The organism is Streptomyces sp. NBC_00306 (assembly GCF_036169555.1).
Taxonomy (GTDB): Bacteria; Actinomycetota; Actinomycetes; order Streptomycetales; family Streptomycetaceae; genus Streptomyces; species Streptomyces achmelvichensis.
Genome location: NZ_CP108032.1, coordinates 3,771,344 through 3,792,061, shown reverse-complemented (window position 1 = coordinate 3,792,061; position 20,718 = coordinate 3,771,344). Strand labels below are relative to the sequence as shown.

Genomic DNA, 20,718 nt, shown 5'->3' with positions numbered 1-20,718 from the left:
CGGTGCAACCCACCCCCGGGCCTGTGGGTCTGCTGTGTGTGCACATAGCGGAAGATCAAGAGAAGCCCGGTGAGCCTGCGGCTCCCGAGGCGGCGGCACCGCGCAGGCGGGGCCGTACGGCGCTGGTCGTCGGGGCGGCGGCGGTGCTGGGGGTGCTGGCCGGAACGGTGACCGGCTACGCTGTGCAGATCGAACGTGAGCCGACACCGCTGGCGCCGTTGTCCCAGCCGGAGTTGAGGACGCCGAGGACCGTCGCGGCGGGCCCGGACACCACACCGCTGACGGTCAGCGCGAACCGCCGGCATGCGACGGACGGCGATCTGCGTCAGCTGCTCGTCAAGAAGCCGAAGGGTGCCCAGACGGACCGTGCGGTGACGTCCGACGGGTGGACCGAGGTCGTCTCGTACGCCGGTGACTACAACAAGCCCGACCGGCAGTTCACCTACCTGGCCAAGCACGGGATCCGGCGTATCGCCACGACCGCCTGGGAGCAGCGCGGCGGCATCTTCGTCACCGTCCATCTCATCCAGTTCCGGGACGCGGCAGAGACCGCAGCCGCGGACTGGGTATCCGGCCAGCAGTCCTACATGCCGACGGAGGAGTTCGCCGGCCACGACGGCGAACTCATCACGGGCAGTGGCAACGGACGGGTGTACGTGTTCAACGAACCCGTCCGCAAGGCGGGTTACGAACCGCTGTACCGGGCCCGGGTCCTCGCGTGTCGCGGTGATGTGGCCATGGAGATCTGGTACGTCAGCAATCGCCGCGAGATTTCCGAGAAGGCCGTGACGGCCCTCGCCGAGCAGCAACTGGGGCGCCTGTGAGCGAGCAGCCTTCCGTTCCGGGCCCGCCCGCGGGCGAGCCCTCGACCGCGCCGCCGGTCGAACAGCCTTCCGTCCCCGGTACGCCGCCGGTCGAGCCGCCTTCCGTTCCGGTTCCGCCCGTATTGCCGCCCTCCGCGCCTGCCTCGCCGGAGCCGCTTCCCGAGACCCTCGGCTCTGCCCGGGAGCCTCGGCGCGTCCACGCCAAACTGATCGTGGCGGTGTCGGGGACCCTCGCCCTCGCCGTGGTCGCCGGCCTGGGTGTTCTGGCTTTCGACCGGCTCGGCGACGCGGACCGAACCGCACCCACCGTGGTCTGGGCAGATCCACCTGAGCGGCCGGCGAACCCGGCGGCCGAGGCGACGGGTCTCGCCGCCGAACTGCCGCCGGTGCCCGACGAGTACCGGCTGGGACCGGACGTCGACGGACTGGGCAACAACACGGTCCTGGGCAGGAAGCAGGCGATCGTCCGGTTCAAGGAAGGAACCCGCGGCCTTCCGGCCGAGCAGCGCAAGGCCCGTGACAAGGCGATCGACAAGCTGCGCCTCCAGGGTCTCGCCGTGCGCAGCTATGTCGCCCTCGATCAGGGGCTGATCGTCGAGATGCGGCTCGCGCAGATCGAGAACGCGAAGGACGGCCGGGAGCTCGCCGCGTTCCAGAGCGAGTTCGTCGACGCGCTCGGCGTCCTGCGCAAGGGCCCCACCGTCCCCGGCTTCAAGAACGCGAGATGCTTCCTGACGCCGAAGAGCACCAGGACGAAGTTCGACGCGATGTTCTGCAGCGCCTACGAGGGCGATGCGCTGATCAACGTGTACGCCTACGGCCTCAAGCCGCTGGACACCGCGTCCGCCACCGAACTGCTGCGGCTCCAGCTGGAGCATCTCGAATCCCCCGGGGAGTCCGTGTGATCGACGAAACCCGCACGGCGCCCGAGGTGCGATCCGTGCACGAGCCCGAGCTGACCGCGCCGCAGGCCGACGACGGCGTTCCGCCGGAGGCCCCGGAGGCGGAGGCTCCGGAGGCCCAGGCGCCCGCTGTCCCCGCCCCGCCCGCTGTCCCCGCCCCGCCCGCTGTCCCCGCTGTCCCCGCCGCGCTCGCTCCGCCCGCTGCCCCCGCCCCGCCCGCCGCGCCCGGGCGCCGGAGGCGTCTGCGGACCGTGCTCCGCTGGACCGCCGCCACGGTGGTCTTCGCCGCGCTGGGAACGGCCGTCGCGTACGGCATCACCGAGCAGGAGCGCACCGACGTGCCCGGGCTCGCCACCGAGGACGACGGCCGCTGGGTCTACCCGAAGCTCGCCAAGCCGGTGCTGCCGGCCGGCGCGATCGACCCGTTCGACCCGACCAACGAGGCCCAGATCCACTACGCGGACCTGGGCTCACTGCTGCTCCCGCTGCCCGCGGGGGCCCGCCCGGACAAGCAGCTCAAGGGCGACCGGGTGCCCGCCGGCCGCTTCCTCGCCGAGTTCCCCGACCACCAGCGCGAGGACCTGGAACAGGACCTCATCGATGGAGGGCTGCGACACGTCGTGGCGCGGGGCTGGACCATGGCGGACTCCACCAGCACCCGGATCTATCTGCTGCGTTTCCACTCGGTCGCGTTCGCCGAGGGGTTCTTCTCGACGAATCTCGGCGGGGCACCGGAGGCCGTCGCGCCGCTGAACGGGGTGGATCAGGTCGCTCCGGTCGACGAGTCCTACCCCTTCGCCGCAGACATTCTCTCGACGAACCGCCATGTGTACGGCGAGTCGGAGCCGGGGGCGGTGCATGTGCGGCACGCCTACATCACCGCCGGCGACACCGTCGCGCTGATCGTCCAGTCCCGGAAGGGCACGTCCGCGGCGGTCCCCTTCCACCAGACCGTCGTCCTGCAGAATCAGCTGCTCGGCTGACCTCGCAGAGAGACGGGACCGTCAACCCATTAGGCTGGGCACCGGCCCTGTTCCGCCACATCGCTCATCCGAGGAGCACCCCGTGCTTGAGGCATTCTTCGAAGCCCTTCTGGTCCTGGTCTGCGTCGGCGTCGCCGCCTTCGCCTGGCTGACCGTGAAGAAGCTCTACCAGGGTCAGCGCTGAACGGGGCCGTGCCGCCCGAGACCTGTGACGACAGCCCCATCACTACAGATCGCCTGAGCTGCTCATGATCGAGATTCCGTCCGACCTGAACCCGGACCTCGTCCCCCTCGTCTTCCTCCTCGGAACCTGGGAGGGCGCGGGCGTCTCCGACTTCCCCGGCGCCGAGAAGTGCAACTTCGGCCAGTCCGTCACCTTCAGCCACGACGGCCGGGACTTCATCGAGTACGTCTCGCACTCCTGGGTGCTGGACGCCGAGGGCAACAAGGTCAGGCCGCTGGAGAGCGAGCACGGCTACTGGCGCATCGACAAGGACCGCAAGGTCGAGGTCGTCATGGTCCGCGACCAGGGCGTCGTCGAGGTCTGGTACGGCGAACTCGCCGACCAGAAGCCGCAGATCGATCTCGTGACGGACGCGATCGCGCGGACCGCGTCCGCCGGCCCGTACAGCGGCGGAAAGCGGCTCTACGGGTATGTGAAGAGCGACCTGATGTGGGTGGGCGAGAAGTCCACGCCCGAGGTGCCGCTGCGACCGTACATGTCGGCGCATCTGAAGAAGGTCGTCTCCCCGGAGCAGGTCGAGTCCTGGGCCAAGGACCTCGGTGACCTCCCCGACGACGGCATCGCCTTCTTCAAGTAGCCGAGTAGCCGAGCGGCCCGCCTCGGGCAGGGCGCGATCCTCAAGCAACCCGAAGAGGATTCTCAGGATCCTCTGAGGCACGGCCGGTAGCTCTGGAATGTGACCAGAGCCGCCGCCGTGCTCGTCGTCGACGACGAGCCGGACATCCGTGAACTCCTCGCCCAGACGCTGTGCCTCGCCGGCTTCGACGTCAGCTGTGCGGCCACCGGCATCGAGGCCATGCAGCGCCTCGGCGGCCGTGCCCCGGATGTGGTCGTGCTGGACGTGCTGCTGCCCGATCTCGACGGATTCGAGATCGCCCGCATGATGCGCAGGGCCGGGCACGGCATGCCGGTCCTCTTCCTCACCGCCCCGGGCGCGGCCGACCGCTGCACCGGGCCCGCGGGGGAGGCGGACGCGTGCGTGGCCAAGCCGTTCAGCCTCGAAGAGGTGGTGCTGCGGGTCCGGGCCCTGCTCGGCCGCACGCGGGACACGGACGCCCCACCTCCCCGCCCGGATGCGCAGCCGCACCGCCCGGATGCGCAGCCGCACCGCCCGGACGGGCCGTCGGCCGAGGCGCCCGCCCATAGCCCCGTCCGACGCTCCGCGGCGGACCTACACTGGGTCCCGTGGTGAGCATCGACTGGAAGAGCGATCTGCGGCAGCGCGGCTACCGGCTGACCCCACAGCGTCAGCTTGTCCTGGAGGCCGTCGACTCCCTGGAGCACGCGACGCCCGACGACATCCTCGCCGAGGTGCGCAAGACCGCGTCCGGCGTGAACATCTCCACCGTCTACCGGACCCTGGAGCTCCTGGAGGAGCTGCACCTCGTCTCACATGCCCATCTCGGCCACGGCGCTCCGACCTATCACCTCGCCGACCGGCACCACCACATCCACCTGGTGTGCCGCGACTGCACGACCGTGATCGAGGCGGACGTCTCGGTCGCCTCCGAGTTCACGGCGAAGCTGCGCGAGACCTTCGGGTTCGAGACCGACATGAAGCACTTCGCGATCTTCGGCCGCTGCGAGAAGTGCTCTGCCGAGGCTTCGACGACCGAGTCGTAGGCTGGTGCGCATGCTGCAACATTCACGTACAGCCAGCCCGCTGCTGTCCCGGCCCGGCGCCGTCCCCGCCGAGGGACACGACGAAGGGGTCGCCGCGCACTACGGCGACCTGTTCCGTGAGCAGCGCGCCCTCGCGGACGGCCGGGGTCTCGTCGACCTCTCCCACCGCGGTGTCGTCGCCGTCACCGGTGACGACCGGCTGAGCTGGCTGCATCTGCTGCTCACGCAGCATGTGAGCGACCTTCCGGCGGGCCAGGCCACCGAGTCGCTGATCCTCTCCGCCCACGGCCACATCGAGCACGCGCTGTATCTCGTCGACGACGGCGAGACGGTGTGGATGCATGTCGAGCCGGGCACCGAGGAGGCGCTCATCGCCTACCTGGAGTCGATGAAGTTCTTCTACCGGGTCGAGGTCGCCGAGCGCACCGCCGAGATCGCGGTGGTGCATCTGCCCGCCGGCTCCATCGCCGAGGTCCCGAACGGCGTGGTCGTACGCGAGACCCCGCACGGCCGCGATCTGTTCCTGCCGCGCGCCGACCTGGAGTCGTACGCCGACGCGAACGGCCCTCTTGCCGGAATCCTGGCCTACGAGGCCCTGCGCGTGGAGACCCACCGCCCGCGCGTCGGCTTCGAGACCGACCACCGCACCATCCCGCACGAGCTGGGCTGGATCGGCTCCGCGGTCCACCTCCAGAAGGGGTGCTACCGCGGGCAGGAGACCGTGGCGCGCGTCCACAACCTGGGGAAGCCGCCGCGCCGGCTGGTCTTCCTGCACCTGGACGGCAGCGAGGTCCATCTGCCCGGCCCCGGCACCCCGATCCGGCTCGCGGCCGACGGCGAGGAGGGCCGCAAGCTCGGGTTCATCACCACCTCCGCCCGCCACCACGAGCTCGGCCCGATCGCGCTGGCGCTGGTGAAGCGCAATGTGCCGGTGGACGCGGAGCTGCTGGCTGGCGACACGGCGGCCGCTCAGGAGACGGTCGTCGAGCCGTAGGCGTCTGTCGTTCGGACCTGCCGGGCTCGCGTGCCCCGGCAATCCGCCGGCCGGTCAGATCTCGATCAGTACGGTGAACGGGCCGTGATTGGTGAGCGAGACCCGCATGCTCGCCCCGAACCGGCCCGTCTGCACCGTCGCCCCCAGTGCCCGCAGCTGCGCCACCACCTCGTCCACCAGCGGCTCGGCCACCGGCCCCGGCGCCGCCGCGTTCCAGGTGGGGCGGCGGCCCTTCCGGGCGTCCCCGTAGAGAGTGAACTGCGAAATCACCAGCAAGGGCGCATTCACGTCCGAGCAGGACTTCTCACCCTCCAGGATCCGCAGCGACCAGAGCTTGCGGGCGAGCTGCGCCGCCTTCTCCTCGGTGTCCTCGTGGGTGACTCCCACCAGCACACACAGTCCTTCGCCGATGATCTCGCCGACCGTCTCGGAGCCGGACTCCTCCGTCACGTCGACGCTCGCGCCGTCGACCCTCTGCACCACTGCACGCATACAGACCAACCTATCTGGGGCTGAACGGGTGCAGAGCGCCTGCGTCGGACGGTTCGGGAGTGGCACGATGCCAGGAGGCGGTGCATCCCCCCGGCCCTTCCGGGCCTGCGGAGACCTCATGCACCGGTCGAGGGGACGGACATACGCACATGAGTACATCTGGCGCCGGGCAGACGGCAGGTCCCGTTTCGATTCCCGCATTCCCGCCGGCGGCGGCGTGTGCGACCCGCCCGCCCCAGCAGCGCACCGCGGACGCCCTGCCGGAGCCGCCGCAGTACGACCTCCCCGCCCTGCGCCTGCCCGAGCTGCGGGTGCTGCGCCGTGAGGCCCAGCGCGACGAGGCGGACCTCAGCTATGTACGGCGGCTGCTCCAGGGCCGGATCGACATCCTGCGGGCCGAGCTCGCGCGGCGTACGGATCCCGAGACCCCGGTCGTGGACCGGCTGTCGGAGATCCTCGCCGACACCCCGTCCCGGCACCGCTCCTCCGCCCGCCATGTGACGCTCTCGACGCCGCACGGCGAGGAGTACCGGCGGCTCGCCGCCGACATGCTCTCCGATGTGGAGCTCTCCGACCTCGACGCCCGGACGGACGAAGAGCTGCACGCGGGAATGGGACAGCTGATCCGCTATGAACAGCAGGTGTCGCGCCGCCGACAGCTGCTGCAGCACACCGCGGACGATTGCAGTGCCGAGATCGCCCGCAGGTACCGTGAGGGCGAAGCGCAAGTAGACGACCTGCTCACCTGAGGCGACCCTGCCGGGAGCGGGTTCCCGCCCCGGAAGGCCGACGATGAGCTCCACCTCCGCCAGCACCGCCATACCGCCGGTCCTCGCCGAAGTCGTACGTTCCGGCTTCGTCGAGGGCCATCACCGAGGGTCTCTCGTCGTCCTCGCGGCCGACGGCAGTGTGGAGTTCGCGCTGGGCGACCCGGCGACCCCCGTCTTCCCACGCTCCAGCAACAAGCCGATGCAGGCCGCGGCCGTCCTCCGGGCCGGGCTCGACCTCTCGGGGGAGCGGCTGGCGCTGGCGGCCGCGAGTCACTCAGGAGAAAGCTTTCACCTCGATCTCGTACGGAAGATGCTCGCCGAGCACGGCCTGACGGCGGACGAGCTGCGGACCCCGCCCGATCTGCCGCTGGACCCGGTCGAGGCCGAGACGTACCTCGCCGCGGGGCAGGTGCGCGACCGGGTCACCATGAACTGCTCCGGCAAGCACGCCGCGATGCTCGCCGCCTGCGCCCGGGCAGGCTGGGACCGTACGACCTACCTCGACCCGGCGCACCCGCTCCAGCAGCTGGTGCACGAGGTCGTCGAGGACGCCTCCGGGGAGCAGGTGGGTGCGGTGGGCACCGACGGCTGCGGAGCGCCGCTGATGGCGATCAGCCTCACCGGGCTCGCCCGGTCCTTCCGCTCCTTCGTGCTCGCCGGCGCCGGCACGGCCGAACGACGGGTCGCCGACGCGATGCGGGCGCACCCGGAGTACGTGGCGGGCACCCGCAGGGCCGACACCTGGCTGATGCAGGAGGTGCCGGGCGCGCTGTCCAAGATGGGCGCCGAGGCCGTGCAGGCGGTGGCGCTGGAGGACGGCCGCGCGCTGGCCTTCAAGGTCGACGACGGCGGGAGCCGCGCGCTCGGGCCCGTGCTGGCCAGGGCGCTGCGCCTGATGGGCGTGGACGCGCCGGTGGTGGCGAGGATCGGCCGGATGCCACTGCTCGGCGGCGGGGCCGAGGTCGGGGAAATTCGCGCGACTTTCTGACGGCCGCGTGCTTAGCGTGGGTGTATGAGCGTCGAGACCCGCATCGCGACCGAGTCCGAATACCCCGACTGGCTGCGCGCGTTGGCCACCGGCTTTCTGCGTCCGCCCGCGATCAGCGACGAGGAGATCGTGCTGCGCCGTGCGCACACGGATCTCAGCCGGGTGCGGGGCGCCTTCGACGACGGCCGCTGTGTCGCGACGTACCGCACCTTCGAGCAGCGGCTGACCGTGCCCGGCGGCGGCACGGTGGCCGCGAACGCCGTCTCCAACGTCACCGTCAGCCCCACCCATCGCCGCCGCGGGCTGCTCAGCCGGATGATGACCGCGGACCTGGCGGAGGCCAAGGAGCGCGGTGACGTGGTGTCGACGCTGATCGCCGCGGAGTACCCCATCTACGGCCGGTACGGCTTCGGGCCCGCTGCCTGGCTCACCGAGTGGTCCGTCGACGTCCCGCGCACGGGTATCGACCCGCGCTGGTCCGGCCCGTCCGACGGCGGCCGTGTCGACCTGGTGGACGGCACCGACGTCCGCAAGCTCGGTCCGGAACTGCATCAGCGCCTCGCCGCCGTGCAGCCGGGCTTCGTGAGCCGCGACGAGCGCTGGTGGCAGCTCCACACGGGCCAGGCCCTGCCGCCGGGCGACCCGTGGACCGAGCCGTTCTACGCCGTTTACCGCGCGGCGTCCGGCGAGATCGAGGGCCTGCTCTCCTACCGGGCGGACGACCGCTGGGGAGACGCCAAGCAGCCGCTGAACACGGCGTCGGTACGCGAACTGCTGGCGCTCACCCCGGGCGCGGAGCGCGCGCTGTGGCACTTCGTCTGCTCGGTCGACTGGATCACCACGGTGAAGTCGGGCAGCCGCGCCCCGGACGACCTCCTCCCCCTGCTCCTCCCGGACCCGAGGGCGGCGCGGATCCTGACGCACGCCGACTTCCTGTGGGTGCGGATCCTGGACGTCGTACGGGCGCTGGAAGCCCGTACGTACGAAAGCTCGGGCACGCTGGTGCTGGAGCTCCACGACCGGATGGGCCTGGCGGGCGGCCGCTTCCGCCTGGACGCGTCCCCGGAGGGCGCGACCTGCGCCCCGTCGACGGACACCCCGGATCTGACCCTGGACATCGCGGAGTTGGGGACGCTGTACCTGGGCGACGAGTCGGCGGTACGGCTGACGGCGCTCGGCCGGGTGGAGGAGAACACGGCGGGAGCGGCGCGGGTGGCGGACGGGGTGTTCCGTACGTCGAGGCGCGCGTGGTGCCCGGACGTCTTCTGAGGTCTGCGAGGTGTGCCCGGGCACGTTCCGACGTCAGGGGCATGGAGTGCCCGGACACCTGTGACGTCTGCGGCGCGGGGGCCGCTCGCGCGGTGATGTCCGGGCGGGGGTTGCGCTCGGTGCGCTCGGTGGTGCGTGGGGAGTTGTGCCTGTCAGCTGCCGGCGCTGATGGCGGGCGTGATGAGGAGAATGCCGCCGATGCCGGCGCAGGTGGCGTTCTCGGCCTTGACTCCGATGGTCAGCAGAGCGAGCCCTACGGCGGCGACGAAGCCGTACCGCAGCTGCACGTACTGCTCGACAAAAAGGGCGATCAGGGGCACGGCGATCCCTCCTCGGGCTGGGGAGTGGAACGGCAGAGGTGCGGATTCGTCCGCACGCGGCACCCGTACGACGGTGGACGGGGAGCAGCGGAGCTACGAACAGCCGGGCGGGTCGGCCGACCGGCCAAGTAGCGACCAACTTCATTGAAGTTGTCCCCACTTGGTTGCAGTTCATAAACAACTTGCAGGTAACTCCCGCTAGATGGTCAGAAGTTGTAGCGTTCTGTTGTGACCCACGAGCACAGTGCACTCAACGGCACCAGAAAGCCCTCGCCGCACGAGGTGGCCGACATCCTGACCGAGCGCATCCGGACCGGCCGCCTCAGGGCCGGCGAGCGGATGCCCACGCAGGAGATCCTGGCCGACGAATTCGGCGTCGAGCGCCGGGCGATCCGTCAGGCGCTCGACCTGCTCCGGAACGCGGGTCTGCTCACCGCCGGAGTCCGGGGTGCCCCGGCGCGCATCGCGCCGCCGAGCGAGGCGGAGGCCTCGACGGAACCGCAGCAGACGGCTGCCGGGCTGCGGCCGCGGGTGATGGAGGCGTTCCAGGCCCCGCATGTGACCATCGACGCGATCTGTCTGACCGCCGAGTCGCTGAATCTGGCGCTCGCCGACCCGTTGCAGCTGATGCGCTCGGGCCAGGTCACCCCCGAGAGCGTGACCGTCCGGCTGCTGCTGCCCTCGCGCGATCTGGACCTCGCCTTCCCCCGGCCCGCCGAGAACGCGGCGGACGAGAGCAAGGTCCACGAGCACTGGCTGTCGCTGCGCAACAGTCACGGCCGGGTCCTGCGCTCCAGCCTCCGGGCGCTGCGTACGACCCGCGGCATCGACGTCGACGTCACACTGAAGGCGCTGCCCTTCACCCCGCCCGTGAAGCTCTATCTGCTGAACGGCTCCGAAGCCTTGTTCGCGTACTACACCGTGACGAAGCGCGAGGAGCAGATCGGCGACACCACCACCGTGATCTACGACGCGCTCGGCAGTGACTCGCTGCTGTTCGCCTTCGAGCGCGCCGGTGAGGCGCGGGACGAATCCTTTGTGATCCAGTCGCAGGCTTGGTTCGACGGCCTGTGGGGCACGCTTGCCTCGGACATCACCCTCGCCGGCTGACCCGACGGCCGCCCTGCGAGGAGCCCGGTGCGATCCGGGCGACCGGCCCTCCTCGTCAACCACCCGGTCCGGCAACGGTGTTGCGGGCAGTATGGGAGACGGCACCGGCCGGTCCGGACCTGCCCACCTGCCCCGACGGACGGAGCGATGTGACCGACTCGCACCCGACCGCTGTGCCTGGCCTCTTCGCCGCCGCCAAGTGCGTGCTGTTCGACTTCGACGGGCCCGTGTGCGACCTCTTCGCCGGGCACGCGGCGTCCGACGTGGCCCGCGACCTGCGGCAGTGGATCGCGCGGAACATGCCGGCCGGTGTGCCGCAGCCGCAGGCCGTCGACGATCCGCTCGCCTGGCTGCGGGCCGCGGCCGTCGAGTACCCCGGCAGTGAGCTGGTGACGTCGATGGAGCGCCACCTCACCTCGCTGGAGGTGACCGCGACCCTGAGCGCGGCGCCGACCGCGGGCGTGGACGAACTGATACGCCGTCTCGGCGCGGCGAGCTTCCGGCTGGCCGTCACCACCAACAACTCGGCGCGCGCGGCCCAGGGTTACCTCCTGCGCACCGGTCTCGCCGACTTCTTCGGCGAGCACATACACGGCCGCGTCGCCGACCCGCTGCGGATGAAGCCCGACCCGCACTGTCTGAGCCGGGCCCTGGAGACGACCGGTTCGACTCCTGCCGAGTCCCTGATGATCGGGGACTCGGCAGCGGACTGTCTGGCCGCGGCAGAACTCGGGGTGCCGTTCCTCGGGTACGCGCCCCACACCAGGAAGCGCCGAGAACTGATCGCGGCGGGTGCGAGCGACGGAGGGATCGTCTCCACCATCGTGGAGCTGCTGCCGGTGCTCGACGGGATCGGGGCGGGCCTTCCGGTCGACTAGCGGCCAAGTGCGGCCACGTTTCGGGAGATGGTCCCAGGGTGGCCGCCGCTGCTGTATTAACTTCGCAGCACGCTTCGAGCGACTGAGCGGGGTACCCGGCGCCTCGAGTGTGCTTCGAGCGGGTGAGTTCAGGCTGTGCGGGGGCGGGGCTTTGCCGAAAAGGCCGCCCTGGCACTGCCTGGACGGATAACTTCCTCGAATCACTTCCTGATCCGGAACATCAAGGGCACCAGCGATGACAGTGGACGCGGCTTCGGAGGTTCGCCGGCAGGCCGGCGCGCTGAGCCGCGACGACCGGCTGGTCATCGGACCGCTGGAGGGCCATCACCACGAGACGTACGCCTTTCCCCTGCCGGTCCCGCTGAAGGGCCGCTTCGAGCGGGGCAAGCTGCGAGTGCGGCGTCCGGACGTGGTGTGGTTCGACAGCCGCTGCTTCGAGGTCGAGGACGAGCTCCTGGCGATCCTTCAGGACCGGATCGACCGGATCCCGGTCCAGGACGAGGTCCTTCCGGGCGTCGTCCTCACCGGTTTCATCGAAGGCGGCCCACTGGGCCGGCGCTCCCCGACCGAGCGCCAGCTGCGCCAGCTCGGTCTGCTGTTCCGGCAGTTGGCCGCCGTACCGGCCGACGACCTCCACGGACTGCGGCGCACCGGCGGACACGAGGACCACGGTGTGCTGCCCGGGGACTCGGGCGCCTTTTTGAACCGGCTCATCGGATTCACCACCGAGGACGTGCTCGGCCGGTACTACCCGGAGTACGGCGAGCTGTTCACGGCGTTCGACGTCAGCGCCGACGCCCTGGAGGCGCTCAGGCCTGGGGGCCACCGGGCGATGACGGACCGGCCCTTCAGCCTGCTCCACGGCGACCTGCACCGGGACAACTTCATCGTCGACCTGTCCGGCGACCTCTGGGCCATCGACTGGGAGCTCGCCCTGATCGGTGACCCCCTCTACGAACTGGCCACCCACCTGCATCTGATGCGCTACACGGCGGGCCAGGAGGCCCGCGTCGCCCGGCTGTGGGCGGACGCTCTGGACGGCACCGGGGCCACCCGGGGCTGGGAGAAGGACCTGCCGCATCTGCTCGACTACAAACGCGTCCAGTCCGTGATCACGGACATCGTCCGGGCCGCCCAGACCATCAGCGCCCGGCCCGACGCCACCGGCCCGGAGTTCCACGACGCGGCGAACCGGGTCCACCGGGCCCTGGTCGCGGCACGCGAACCGCTCCGGCTGACCGCCGTCCCCTCGCTGCACCGGGTGATCGCCGCCTATGCCGACTGGCTCAAATCCTCACCGCGTCCGCATCCGGAACAGCACCCCTGACGCCCCCGTCGCCACCGCCATGATCACCGCGCACCACGCCAGTGCCGCCCAGGGTGTCGTGCCCACCGGCTGGGAGAGCAGCAGGCCGCGTAGGGACTCGATCAGCGGGGTCACCGGCTGGTGGTCCGCGAACGAGTGGAGCCAGCCCGGCATCGTGTCGATCGGGACGAACGCGCTGCTCGGGTAGGGCAGGAACGACATGAAGAAGGTGAAGCCGCCCGCCGCCTCCGGGCTTCTCGCCAGCAGGCCGACCGCCGCCGCGAGCCAGGAGATCGCGATCAGGAACGCGATCAGGATGCCGCCGGCCGCCAGCCAGGCCGCGGGGGAGGCCGAGGGGCGGAAGCCGACCAGCAGGGCGACCGCGAGGACCAGGGCCGTGGAGAGCAGGTTGCGCAGGGTGCTGGCGGCGACATGACCCGTCAGGATCGCCGTGCCGCCGACGTCCAGGGAGCGGAAGCGGTCGATGATGCCGCCCTTCATGTCCTCGCTCACCCCCACCGCGGTGGTCGACGCGCCGAAGGCCGCGCACAGGACGAGGATCCCGGGCACCACGTACGTCACGTACGCCGTCCCGGTGTCGATGGCTCCGCCGAAGAAGTAGATGAAGACCACCATCATCATCAGCGGCAGCATCATCGAGGTGATGACGGCGTCGATGTTGCGCCGGCTGAGACGGATGCTGCGGCCGGACATCGTCATGGCGGCGGTCAGCGCGGGCGTCACCGTACGCCTCAGGGCGTCAGACATGGGCGGGCTCCTTGCCGGTCAGAGTGAGGAAGACGTCGTCGAGCGTGGCCTGCCGGACCGAGAAGCGGACGATGTCGCGCCGCTGCGGGTCGAGTTCGTCCAGCAGGGCGCGGACCTCCGCGGCGGTTCCGTCCGTCGGGAAGCCGACGGTGAGGGTCTCGGGGGAGCGGTGGACGGAGCGGCCCGGTGCGCGGGACTCGATCCGCAGATACGCCGCCGCGTCGGTGAGGACGAGGTCGAGGCGGTGGCCCGCGACCCTGGCCTTGAGTTCGTCCGCCGTGCCCTCCGCGACGAGCCTGCCGCCGTCGACGAGCGCGATACGGTCCGCGAGCCGGTCGGCCTCCTCCAGGTACTGCGTGGTCAGGAACACCGTCGCGCCCCCGGCGGACAGTTCGCGCACCACCTGCCACAACTCGGCGCGGCTGCGCGGGTCGAGGCCGGTCGTCGGCTCGTCGAGGAAGACCACCTCGGGCCGGCCGACGAGTCCGGCGGCGAGGTCGAGGCGGCGGCGCATCCCGCCGGAGTAGGTGACGGTCCGGCGGCGGGCGGCGTCCGTGAGGCCGAACCGTTCGAGGAGTTCGGCGGCCCGCCGCTTGGCGGCCGGGCGGGACAGTCCGCTCAGACGGCCCATCATGCGGAGGTTCTCCTCGCCCGTCTGCTTCTCGTCGATCGCCGCGAACTGGCCGGTCAGGCTGATGGCCCGGCGCACCCGCGTCCGTTCGCGGACGATGTCGTACCCGGCGACGCGCGCATCTCCGGCGTCGGCGGTGGTGAGGGTGGCGAGGATGCGGACGGCGGTGGTCTTGCCCGCGCCGTTCGGGCCGAGCAGCGCGAAGACGCTGCCCGCCTCGACCCGCAGATCGATGCCGTGGAGCACTGCGACCTTCCCGTACGCCTTGACGAGGCCGGTGGCCTCGACGGCGGCTGGCTGGTTCATGACGGACTCCCCCTCTAATGCGTATGCCATACGCGATACTGTGTAAGGGTTACGCATTACTAGGATGTGCGTCAAGGCGGAACGGGGCAGCGAGGCGGAGAGCGATGACGGACACCAGCGGCGACGGCGGCGGTACCGGGCTGCCGGCCAGCATCGAGGCGGCGTGGGGCCTGCGGGACCGTCCCGCGAAGGGTCCGAAACCCGGACTCAGCCTGGAACGGATCGTCGCGGCCGCGGTCGCCCTCGCGGCGGCGGAGGGGCTCGGCGCCGTGTCGATGGGGCGGGTCGCCAAGGAGCTGGGCGTCTCGACGATGTCCCTGTACCGGTATGTCGCGGCCAAGGACGAGCTCTACATCCTGATGCAGGAGGCGGTCGTCGGTATGCCCCCCGAGCCGCCCGGCCCGGACGCGGACTGGCGGGAGGCGACGGCGGCCTGGGCGAGCGCGCAGCGCGAGGTCTTCCACCGCAATCTGTGGGCCCTGCGCATCCCCATCTCCGGCCCGCCGGCCACGCCCAACTCGGTCGCCTGGTGGGACCAGGGCCTCGCGGCGCTGGAGGGCACGGGGCTGGACGAGGGCGACAAGATCTCGGTGATCATGCTGGTCGGCGGCTTCGTGCGGAACGAGGCGCTGCTGATGGCGGATCTGGCGGCGGCGGTCGCGAGGAGCGGCGCCGGTCCGGAGGAGGCCATGCGCGGCTGGGCCAACACCGTGAAGCGACTGGCGGATCCCGTCCGCTATCCGTCGGTGGCCAAGCTGATGGAGTCCACGGCGATGTTCGAGCCGGACGAGCCGGGGTCCGACTTCGCCTTCGGGCTGGAGACGATCCTGGACGGTGTCGAGGCCCTGATCCGCAGGCGGGGCGGAGCGGGCCCGTGCGCGGCGGGGTGATCACCGCGGCCGCGCGGGACGGTGCGTAGGCTCGGGCCCATGAGCGGTGGCACGGGCCTGCGGGAGCGCAAGAAGCAGCAGGCGTACCGCGCGATCTCGGACGGCGCGATCGCGCTCTTCCTGGAGAAGGGCTTCGAGGCGGTCTCCGTCGCCGAGATCGCCGCGGCGGCCGACGTCTCCAAGCCCACGCTCTTCCGCTACTTCCCGGCCAAGGAGGACCTGGCGCTCCACCGGTTCGCCGACCACGACGTCCTGCACACCCGTCCGCTGCCGGGCGAACTCGGCACGTAGGGACCGGTGGCGCGGTCAGGCGCCGACTGTTCCGTCGATTCCCTCGCGGAGGAAGTCGGCGTGGCCGTTGTGCCGCGCGTACTCGTGGATCAGATGCAGCATCACCAGCCGCAGTGAGACGTCCTCGCCCCACCGCGCCTGGTAGCCGGTCACGTCGAGGGACTCGGCCGCCTTCTCGATCCGGCGCGCGTGGTCGATCTCGGTCCGCCAGGCCGCGAACGCCTCCGCGCCGGTGGACCCGTTCGCGTCGTACGCCACCTGGTAGTCGCCCTCGTCCGACCAGACGAGCGGAATGTCCTCACCGTTGATCACCCGGCGGAACCAGGTGCGCTCCACCTCCGCCATGTGCCGCACCAGCCCGAGCAGGGTGAGGGCCGACGGCGGCATCGACCGGCGGCGCAGCTCGTCGTCGGTGAGTCCCTCGGTCTTCATGGCAAGGGTCGCCCGGTGGTAGTCGAGGTAGGCGCGCAGCGTCTCGCGCTCGTCCCCCCGCATGGGCGGGTCGATGCGGTCGTCGGTCACGGTGGGTCCTTTCGGGGAATCGGTGCCGAGGGCACCGACCCGGCGGCGTGAACCGGACCATGGTGGCAGGGCGGGTGACGGAGGGCACGGGGTTATCGGGGCGGGGAGCGGGGCGAGCGTCGGCAGGCCGCACCCCGGGCGGCGAGTGGCCCGGGGGAGCGGCCGAAATCGTGCGGTCCGTGGTGTTTTCCGGGCGCGTACCGCCGGATCTCCCGCGACCTCTGGCAGGCTCGGAAGTGCGAGTCGCCCGCCGCCGGGTAGGCGTCCCTCAGGGCCGTACGGGTGTTGCGTGGAACACTATTGCAAGCAGTTGCTTGCAATAGTTAGCGCGACTGTGCACCATCGGAAGCATGGCATCACTCAACGTCGGCAGTCTCGGTGAGTACCTGCGGGAGCAGCGGCGCACGGCGCAGCTCTCCCTGCGGCAGCTCGCCGATGCCGCCGGGGTGTCCAATCCGTATCTGAGCCAGATCGAGCGCGGGCTGCGCAAGCCGAGCGCGGAGGTACTGCAGCAGGTCGCCAAGGCCCTGCGGATCTCCGCCGAGACGCTGTACGTGCGGGCCGGGATTCTCGATGAGCGGGATCGGGATGAGCTGGAGACGCGTGCCGTCATCCTGGCCGACCCCTCGATCAACGAGCGCCAGAAGGCCGTACTGCTCCAGATCTACGAGTCCTTCCGCAAGGAGAACGGATTCGAGACCGAGGACGGCGCGGTCACGGAGGACACCGACGTTGAAGGGCCCCGCACGGCCGACGGCAGTGTTGCCGACCCACCCTCACACTGATCTGCGTTCCGGGAGGACCACAGTCATGGCCATCACCGATGACCTGCGCAAGACCCTCACCGACCCGACCCCCCTCTACTTCGCGGCCGGCACGGCCGACCTCGCCGTCCAGCAGGCGAAGAAGGTCCCCGCGCTGCTCGAGCAGCTCCGCGCCGAGGCGCCGAGCCGCATCGAGGCCGTGCGCAACACCGACCCCAAGGCTGTCCAGGAGAAGGTCTCCGTCCAGGCCAAGGAGGCCCAGGCGACCGTCCAGGCCAAGGTCACCGAGGTGCTCGGCACCTTCGACGCCGACCTGAAGAAGCTGGGCGAGAGCGCCCAGGACCTGGCCCTGCGCAGCGTCGGCGTCGCCGCCGAGTACGCCGTCAAGGCCCGCGAGGCGTACGAGAAGGTCGCCGAGCACGGCGAGCAGACCGTGAAGACCTGGCGTGGCGAGGCGGCCGAGGAGATCAACGAGATCGCCGTCGCCGTCGAGCCGGACCCGGAGCCGAAGGCCGCGAAGCCGGCCGGGGCGAAGTCCACCCCGGTCGCCGCGGCCGTTCCGCCGGCCCAGGCCGCCAAGAAGACCGGCCCGCGCAAGCCCGCGCCGAAGAAGACGGCCACGCCGCCGGCCAAGTAGCACAGCGCCGGCAACGGCGTACGGAGAAAACGGGCCGGGCACCATTGAGGTGTCCGGCCCGTTCTCCCGATAGCTTTGGCGGCGAGGCGCTCCTAACGACTCACGAGGCGGTACTCCATGTTGCGCGCGGGATTCGACTTCACACTCTGGCTGGTGCTGGACCTGGTCTTCCTGGTCACCTCGGTGACCGCTCTGATCATGGCCGCGCTGGCCCGCAAGGACGCCTACACCGCCGCCGACAAGCAGACGAAGAACTTCTGGCTGATCATCCTGGGCATCACGGTCGCGGTGAACCTGTTCGTGTCCGTGCTGTTCCTGTCGATCGCCGGACTGATCGCCAGCATCGTCTTCTTCGTCGACGTGCGCCCCGCGCTCGCGCAGGTGTCCGGGGGCGGCCGAAGGGGCGGCTCCAGCAGCGACGGCCCGTACGGCCCGTACAACGGCGGCAGGTAGCGCGCGGGGCAGCCGAAGCCCCGTCGCAGCCCGCCGCGCGACGGCTCAGGCCGTCTGCCGGTCCCTGCTCAGCAGCAGGACCGCCACATCGTCCGTGAGGTCGCCGCCGTTCAGGTCGCGCACCTCCGACACCGCCGACTCCAGCAGCGCCTCGCCCTCGAGCCCCTCGCCCAGCTGCCGGTTGATCATGTCGAGCATGCCCTCCTGGCCGAGGCGCTGTTTCTCGCCCGGCCCGGCCCGGCCCTCGATCAGCCCGTCCGTGTACATCATCAGGCTCCACGCGCCGCCCAGCTCCACCTGGCGGCGCGGCCAGCGGGCGCGCGGCAGCAGACCGAGCGCCGGGCCGCCGTTCTCGTACGGCAGCAGCTGCGCGGCCTTGCCCTTGCGGGCGATCAGCGGCGACGGATGGCCCGCCAGGCACAGTCCGGCCCGACGGCCGTCGGGGGCGATGTCGACCGTGCACAGCGTCGCGAAGATCTCGTCGCTCTCCCGCTCGTGCTCCAGCACCTGCTGCATCGTCGAGAGCAGCTCGTCCCCGCACAGACCCGCGAAGGTCAGCGCACGCCAGGCGATGCGCAGCTCCACACCGAGGGCCGCCTCGTCCGGGCCGTGCCCGCAGACGTCGCCGATCATCGCGTGGACCGTGCCGTCCGGGGTGCGGACGGTGTCGTAGAAGTCACCGCCGAGCAGGGCCCGGGAACGGCCGGGGCGGTAGCGGGCGGCGAACCGCAGGTTCGAGCCCTCCAGCAGGGGAGTGGGCAGCAGACCGCGCTCCAGCCGGGCGTTCTCCTGCGCGCGCAGCCGGGACTCGGCGAGCTTCATCTGGGCGGTGTCGGCGCGCTTGCGCTCCACCGCGTACCGCACGGCCCGGCTGAGCAGCCGGGCGTCGAGCTCGTCGCGGAAGAGATGGTCCTGGGCACCCAGCTGCACCGCCTCGGCCGCGCGCTGGGCGTCGCCCGACGTCGTCAGGGCGAGGACCGCGTGGCGCGGCGCGAGCCGCAGGACGTGCTTCAGCGGCGAGAGCGGCTCGTCGCCGGTGCCGGGCAGGGCGAGGTCGACCAGGATGCAGTGGACGTCGTCGGTGAGCAGGCGTGCGGCCTCGGTGAGGTTGCGCGCGCTGCGGACCTTGACGCGGGCGCCGGCCGTGTCGGGCAGCTCGGGTACGGAGAAGGAGCCCGCAGGGTCGTCCTCGATCACCAGGAGCGTGAGGTCGCCGCCGCTGACGCCGCTGCCGCCACCGGGTACGCCTGTGGAGCCGCCGAGGCCGCCGTCGGCGCGGCGGCCGACGACTCCGGCGCCGCCGGCGGCGCCGCCGTGCGCGGTCTCCGCGACGGGGACGTTCCTCTGTCGCGGTACGGGTACGGGCATTGACTCGGTTTCCTTCCCTCCCCCCGAGGGCGCGGCAGGACGACGATCGACGTCCCGCCCGACGGGGACCATAGCGGTAGCCCCGGCCGTAGCGGAATGGCGAAGGACATAGAGCCGGTGGCATATGCCGCGCATGGGGAGGTAGTTGACGCCGGGGCCATGACGAACATCACGCCCTGGGCATGATCGACGGGCCTGTTGGCCCCATGGGCCCGGTGGTGGCGCAGGTCACGTGCTCAAGTGCCGGGGCGCAACGCGGCCGCGAGTGCTCACTTGTCGGGGCGTACGACTCCGAGAATCTTCATCGAACCCGCCCCCGCGAGGGTCACATTCCGCCCGGGGCGCGGGGCGTGCACGATCGCGCCGTCGCCGATGTACATCCCGACATGGCTGGCGTCGGCGTGGTAGATGATCAGATCGCCGGGCCGCATGTCCTTGATGTCGATCCGCGGCAGCAGCCGCCACTGCTCCTGCGAGGTGCGCGGGATGCCCCGGCCGGCCGCCGACCACGCTTGCGAGGTGAGTCCCGAGCAGTCGAACGAACCCGGGCCCTCGGCGCCCCAGACGTACGGCTTGCCGATCTGGGCGGTGGCGAACCGCACCGCCTTCTTGCCCTGTTGGGTCGCCGCGCCGCCGATTCCCTTGAGCACGCCCGAACTCAGCCAGGTGGTCTGCGCCTTGTACTCCGCCTGCCGTTCCAGCTCGAGAAGGCGCGCGCGCTCCTCCTTCTCCAGCAGGTCCTCTATCTTCTTGGCCGCCGCGATCTTGCCGTCGATCTTCTTCTTGGCGGCGGCCTGCTTGACGCGGTGCGCCTCCAGCGTCTTCCAGTGGGCGCTGGCGTCCTTCGAGTACGCGGCCAAATCGGCCTGTGCCCGGGTCAGTTCGCCGAGAAGGTCCTTGGTCGCCTTCTGGCTCTGCCGGATCCGGCCCATGCCGTCGAGGAAGAGGCCCGGGTCGTCCGTGAGGACCAACTGCGCCTCGGCCGGCAGCCCGCCGCCCTGGTACTGCGCGCGGGCGGCCGCGCCGGCGCGGTTCTTCAGGTCGTCGACGCGCGCCTGGACCTTGACGGTCTCCTGGGCCAGCCTGACGATCTCGGCCGACTGCTTCTCGGCCTTCTCCTCGGCGAGTTTGTACGCGTCCGCCGCGGACGCCGCCTGCCGGTAGAGGGTGTCGAGTTCGAGGCGGACCTGCTCCAGCGTCTTCTTCGGCACGGCCGGCGCGCCGGCGGAGGGCGGCGGTTCGGGCGCGGCGGTGGCGGCGAAAGCCTGTCCTGATGACGCCAGCACGGTCAGAGCGCAGACCAGAGTGATCGCGGCAGTGGCACAGTGGCGTCGGTTCACGACTTCCCCTCCGTAACCCGGGCGTAGGCCAGGAAACCTGATTTA

At 71.0% G+C, this 20,718-nt stretch carries 24 protein-coding genes and 1 pseudogene; 18 read left to right on the top strand and 7 right to left on the bottom strand.

Annotation, left to right across the window (positions count from 1 at the left end; all coding sequences use genetic code 11):
* The first annotated feature begins 38 nt into the window (after positions 1 to 38).
* The 7 genes from OHA05_RS16805 to ygfZ all read left to right on the top strand — a co-directional run bounded on the left by OHA05_RS16805 (position 39) and on the right by ygfZ (position 5,570).
* Positions 39 to 824: a hypothetical protein gene (locus OHA05_RS16805; protein WP_328861054.1), complete on the top strand. Its 786-nt coding sequence runs from the start codon at positions 39 to 41 to the stop codon at positions 822 to 824.
* 212 nt (positions 825 to 1,036) lie between these two features.
* Positions 1,037 to 1,729, top strand: a complete 693-nt coding sequence (locus OHA05_RS16800) for a hypothetical protein (protein WP_328861053.1) — start codon at positions 1,037 to 1,039, stop codon at positions 1,727 to 1,729.
* Positions 1,726 to 2,709: a hypothetical protein gene (locus tag OHA05_RS16795; protein WP_328861052.1), complete on the top strand. Its 984-nt coding sequence runs from the start codon at positions 1,726 to 1,728 to the stop codon at positions 2,707 to 2,709. Before OHA05_RS16800 ends, OHA05_RS16795 begins: the two co-directional genes overlap by 4 nt.
* 248 nt (positions 2,710 to 2,957) lie before the next feature.
* Complete coding sequence (locus tag OHA05_RS16790; protein WP_313945543.1) at positions 2,958 to 3,530, top strand: FABP family protein; 573 nt, start codon at positions 2,958 to 2,960, stop codon at positions 3,528 to 3,530.
* Positions 3,531 to 3,629: 99 nt separating this feature from the next.
* Positions 3,630 to 4,145, top strand: coding sequence for a response regulator (locus tag OHA05_RS16785; protein WP_328861051.1), 516 nt, complete (start codon positions 3,630 to 3,632; stop codon positions 4,143 to 4,145).
* Positions 4,139 to 4,576 carry a Fur family transcriptional regulator gene (locus OHA05_RS16780; RefSeq protein WP_313945545.1) on the top strand — a complete coding sequence of 146 codons (438 nt, stop codon included), beginning with the start codon at positions 4,139 to 4,141 and terminating at the stop codon, positions 4,574 to 4,576. The genes OHA05_RS16785 and OHA05_RS16780 overlap by 7 nt, the downstream gene beginning before the upstream one ends.
* A 10-nt stretch (positions 4,577 to 4,586) precedes the next feature.
* The gene (gene ygfZ, locus OHA05_RS16775) at positions 4,587 to 5,570 is read left to right on the top strand and encodes a CAF17-like 4Fe-4S cluster assembly/insertion protein YgfZ (RefSeq protein ID WP_313945546.1); all 984 of its coding nucleotides are present in this window, start codon (positions 4,587 to 4,589) and stop codon (positions 5,568 to 5,570) included.
* 54 nt (positions 5,571 to 5,624) lie between these two features.
* Here ygfZ and dtd read toward each other — a convergent pair whose 3' ends face one another.
* The gene (dtd, locus tag OHA05_RS16770; RefSeq protein WP_313945547.1) at positions 5,625 to 6,062 is read right to left on the bottom strand and encodes a D-aminoacyl-tRNA deacylase; all 438 of its coding nucleotides are present in this window, start codon (positions 6,060 to 6,062) and stop codon (positions 5,625 to 5,627) included.
* A 149-nt stretch (positions 6,063 to 6,211) separates the two neighbouring features.
* On the opposite strand from dtd, the gene OHA05_RS16765 reads away from it, so the two are divergent.
* The 3 genes from OHA05_RS16765 to OHA05_RS16755 are packed head-to-tail and all read left to right on the top strand — an operon-like array spanning position 6,212 to position 9,089.
* Positions 6,212 to 6,811: an RsiG family protein gene (locus tag OHA05_RS16765; RefSeq protein ID WP_313945548.1), complete on the top strand. Its 600-nt coding sequence runs from the start codon at positions 6,212 to 6,214 to the stop codon at positions 6,809 to 6,811.
* Between the two features lie 43 nt (positions 6,812 to 6,854).
* Positions 6,855 to 7,820 carry an asparaginase gene (locus OHA05_RS16760; protein ID WP_313945549.1) on the top strand — a complete coding sequence of 322 codons (966 nt, stop codon included), beginning with the start codon at positions 6,855 to 6,857 and terminating at the stop codon, positions 7,818 to 7,820.
* Positions 7,821 to 7,844: 24 nt separating this feature from the next.
* The gene (locus tag OHA05_RS16755; protein WP_328861050.1) at positions 7,845 to 9,089 is read left to right on the top strand and encodes a GNAT family N-acetyltransferase; all 1,245 of its coding nucleotides are present in this window, start codon (positions 7,845 to 7,847) and stop codon (positions 9,087 to 9,089) included.
* Between the two features lie 152 nt (positions 9,090 to 9,241).
* Here OHA05_RS16755 and OHA05_RS16750 read toward each other — a convergent pair whose 3' ends face one another.
* On the bottom strand, positions 9,242 to 9,409 hold the full coding sequence (locus tag OHA05_RS16750) for a hypothetical protein (protein ID WP_313945551.1): 168 nt from the start codon (positions 9,407 to 9,409) through the stop codon (positions 9,242 to 9,244).
* A gap of 228 nt (positions 9,410 to 9,637) precedes the next feature.
* Between OHA05_RS16750 and OHA05_RS16745 the strand changes: the two genes are divergently transcribed.
* The 3 genes from OHA05_RS16745 (at position 9,638) to OHA05_RS16735 (ending at position 12,724) form a co-directional block, all read left to right on the top strand.
* Entirely contained in the window at positions 9,638 to 10,519 is an 882-nt protein-coding gene (locus tag OHA05_RS16745) for a winged helix-turn-helix domain-containing protein (RefSeq protein WP_328861049.1), read from the top strand.
* A gap of 149 nt (positions 10,520 to 10,668) precedes the next feature.
* Positions 10,669 to 11,397 carry an HAD family hydrolase gene (locus tag OHA05_RS16740; RefSeq protein WP_328861048.1) on the top strand — a complete coding sequence of 243 codons (729 nt, stop codon included), beginning with the start codon at positions 10,669 to 10,671 and terminating at the stop codon, positions 11,395 to 11,397.
* Positions 11,398 to 11,632: 235 nt separating this feature from the next.
* Positions 11,633 to 12,724, top strand: coding sequence for an aminoglycoside phosphotransferase family protein (locus OHA05_RS16735; RefSeq protein ID WP_328861047.1), 1,092 nt, complete (start codon positions 11,633 to 11,635; stop codon positions 12,722 to 12,724).
* On the opposite strand, the gene OHA05_RS16730 is transcribed toward OHA05_RS16735, so the two are convergent.
* Positions 12,692 to 13,471: an ABC transporter permease gene (locus OHA05_RS16730; protein WP_328861046.1), complete on the bottom strand. Its 780-nt coding sequence runs from the start codon at positions 13,469 to 13,471 to the stop codon at positions 12,692 to 12,694. The genes OHA05_RS16735 and OHA05_RS16730 overlap by 33 nt on opposite strands.
* Positions 13,464 to 14,408, bottom strand: a complete 945-nt coding sequence (locus tag OHA05_RS16725) for an ATP-binding cassette domain-containing protein (RefSeq protein WP_328861045.1) — start codon at positions 14,406 to 14,408, stop codon at positions 13,464 to 13,466. Before OHA05_RS16725 ends, OHA05_RS16730 begins: the two co-directional genes overlap by 8 nt.
* Positions 14,409 to 14,512: 104 nt before the next feature.
* Here OHA05_RS16725 and OHA05_RS16720 point away from each other — a divergent pair, with 104 nt between their 5' ends.
* Together OHA05_RS16720 and OHA05_RS16715 are read left to right on the top strand one after the other, a co-directional pair.
* The gene (locus tag OHA05_RS16720) at positions 14,513 to 15,298 is read left to right on the top strand and encodes a TetR/AcrR family transcriptional regulator (protein ID WP_313945558.1); all 786 of its coding nucleotides are present in this window, start codon (positions 14,513 to 14,515) and stop codon (positions 15,296 to 15,298) included.
* Positions 15,299 to 15,337: 39 nt separating this feature from the next.
* Positions 15,338 to 15,547 (top strand): annotated as a pseudogene (locus tag OHA05_RS16715) (helix-turn-helix domain-containing protein); the annotation flags it as partial.
* 57 nt (positions 15,548 to 15,604) lie between these two features.
* Here OHA05_RS16715 and OHA05_RS16710 read toward each other — a convergent pair.
* Positions 15,605 to 16,084 carry a DinB family protein gene (locus OHA05_RS16710; protein WP_443043836.1) on the bottom strand — a complete coding sequence of 160 codons (480 nt, stop codon included), beginning with the start codon at positions 16,082 to 16,084 and terminating at the stop codon, positions 15,605 to 15,607.
* Between the two features lie 377 nt (positions 16,085 to 16,461).
* Between OHA05_RS16710 and OHA05_RS16705 the strand changes: the two genes are divergently transcribed.
* The 3 genes from OHA05_RS16705 (at position 16,462) to OHA05_RS16695 (ending at position 17,965) form a co-directional block, all read left to right on the top strand.
* Positions 16,462 to 16,896 (top strand): helix-turn-helix domain-containing protein, encoded by a 435-nt coding sequence (locus OHA05_RS16705; protein WP_313945562.1) that lies wholly within the window; start codon positions 16,462 to 16,464, stop codon positions 16,894 to 16,896.
* A 25-nt stretch (positions 16,897 to 16,921) separates the two neighbouring features.
* The gene (locus OHA05_RS16700) at positions 16,922 to 17,512 is read left to right on the top strand and encodes a hypothetical protein (RefSeq protein ID WP_328861042.1); all 591 of its coding nucleotides are present in this window, start codon (positions 16,922 to 16,924) and stop codon (positions 17,510 to 17,512) included.
* 117 nt (positions 17,513 to 17,629) lie between these two features.
* Entirely contained in the window at positions 17,630 to 17,965 is a 336-nt protein-coding gene (locus OHA05_RS16695; RefSeq protein WP_313945564.1) for a DUF2516 family protein, read from the top strand.
* Positions 17,966 to 18,010: 45 nt separating this feature from the next.
* Here OHA05_RS16695 and OHA05_RS16690 read toward each other — a convergent pair whose 3' ends face one another.
* Entirely contained in the window at positions 18,011 to 19,333 is a 1,323-nt protein-coding gene (locus tag OHA05_RS16690; RefSeq protein ID WP_313945565.1) for a PP2C family protein-serine/threonine phosphatase, read from the bottom strand.
* Positions 19,334 to 19,602: 269 nt separating this feature from the next.
* Positions 19,603 to 20,673: a C40 family peptidase gene (locus tag OHA05_RS16685; protein ID WP_313945566.1), complete on the bottom strand. Its 1,071-nt coding sequence runs from the start codon at positions 20,671 to 20,673 to the stop codon at positions 19,603 to 19,605.
* Between the last annotated feature and the right edge of the window lie 45 nt (positions 20,674 to 20,718).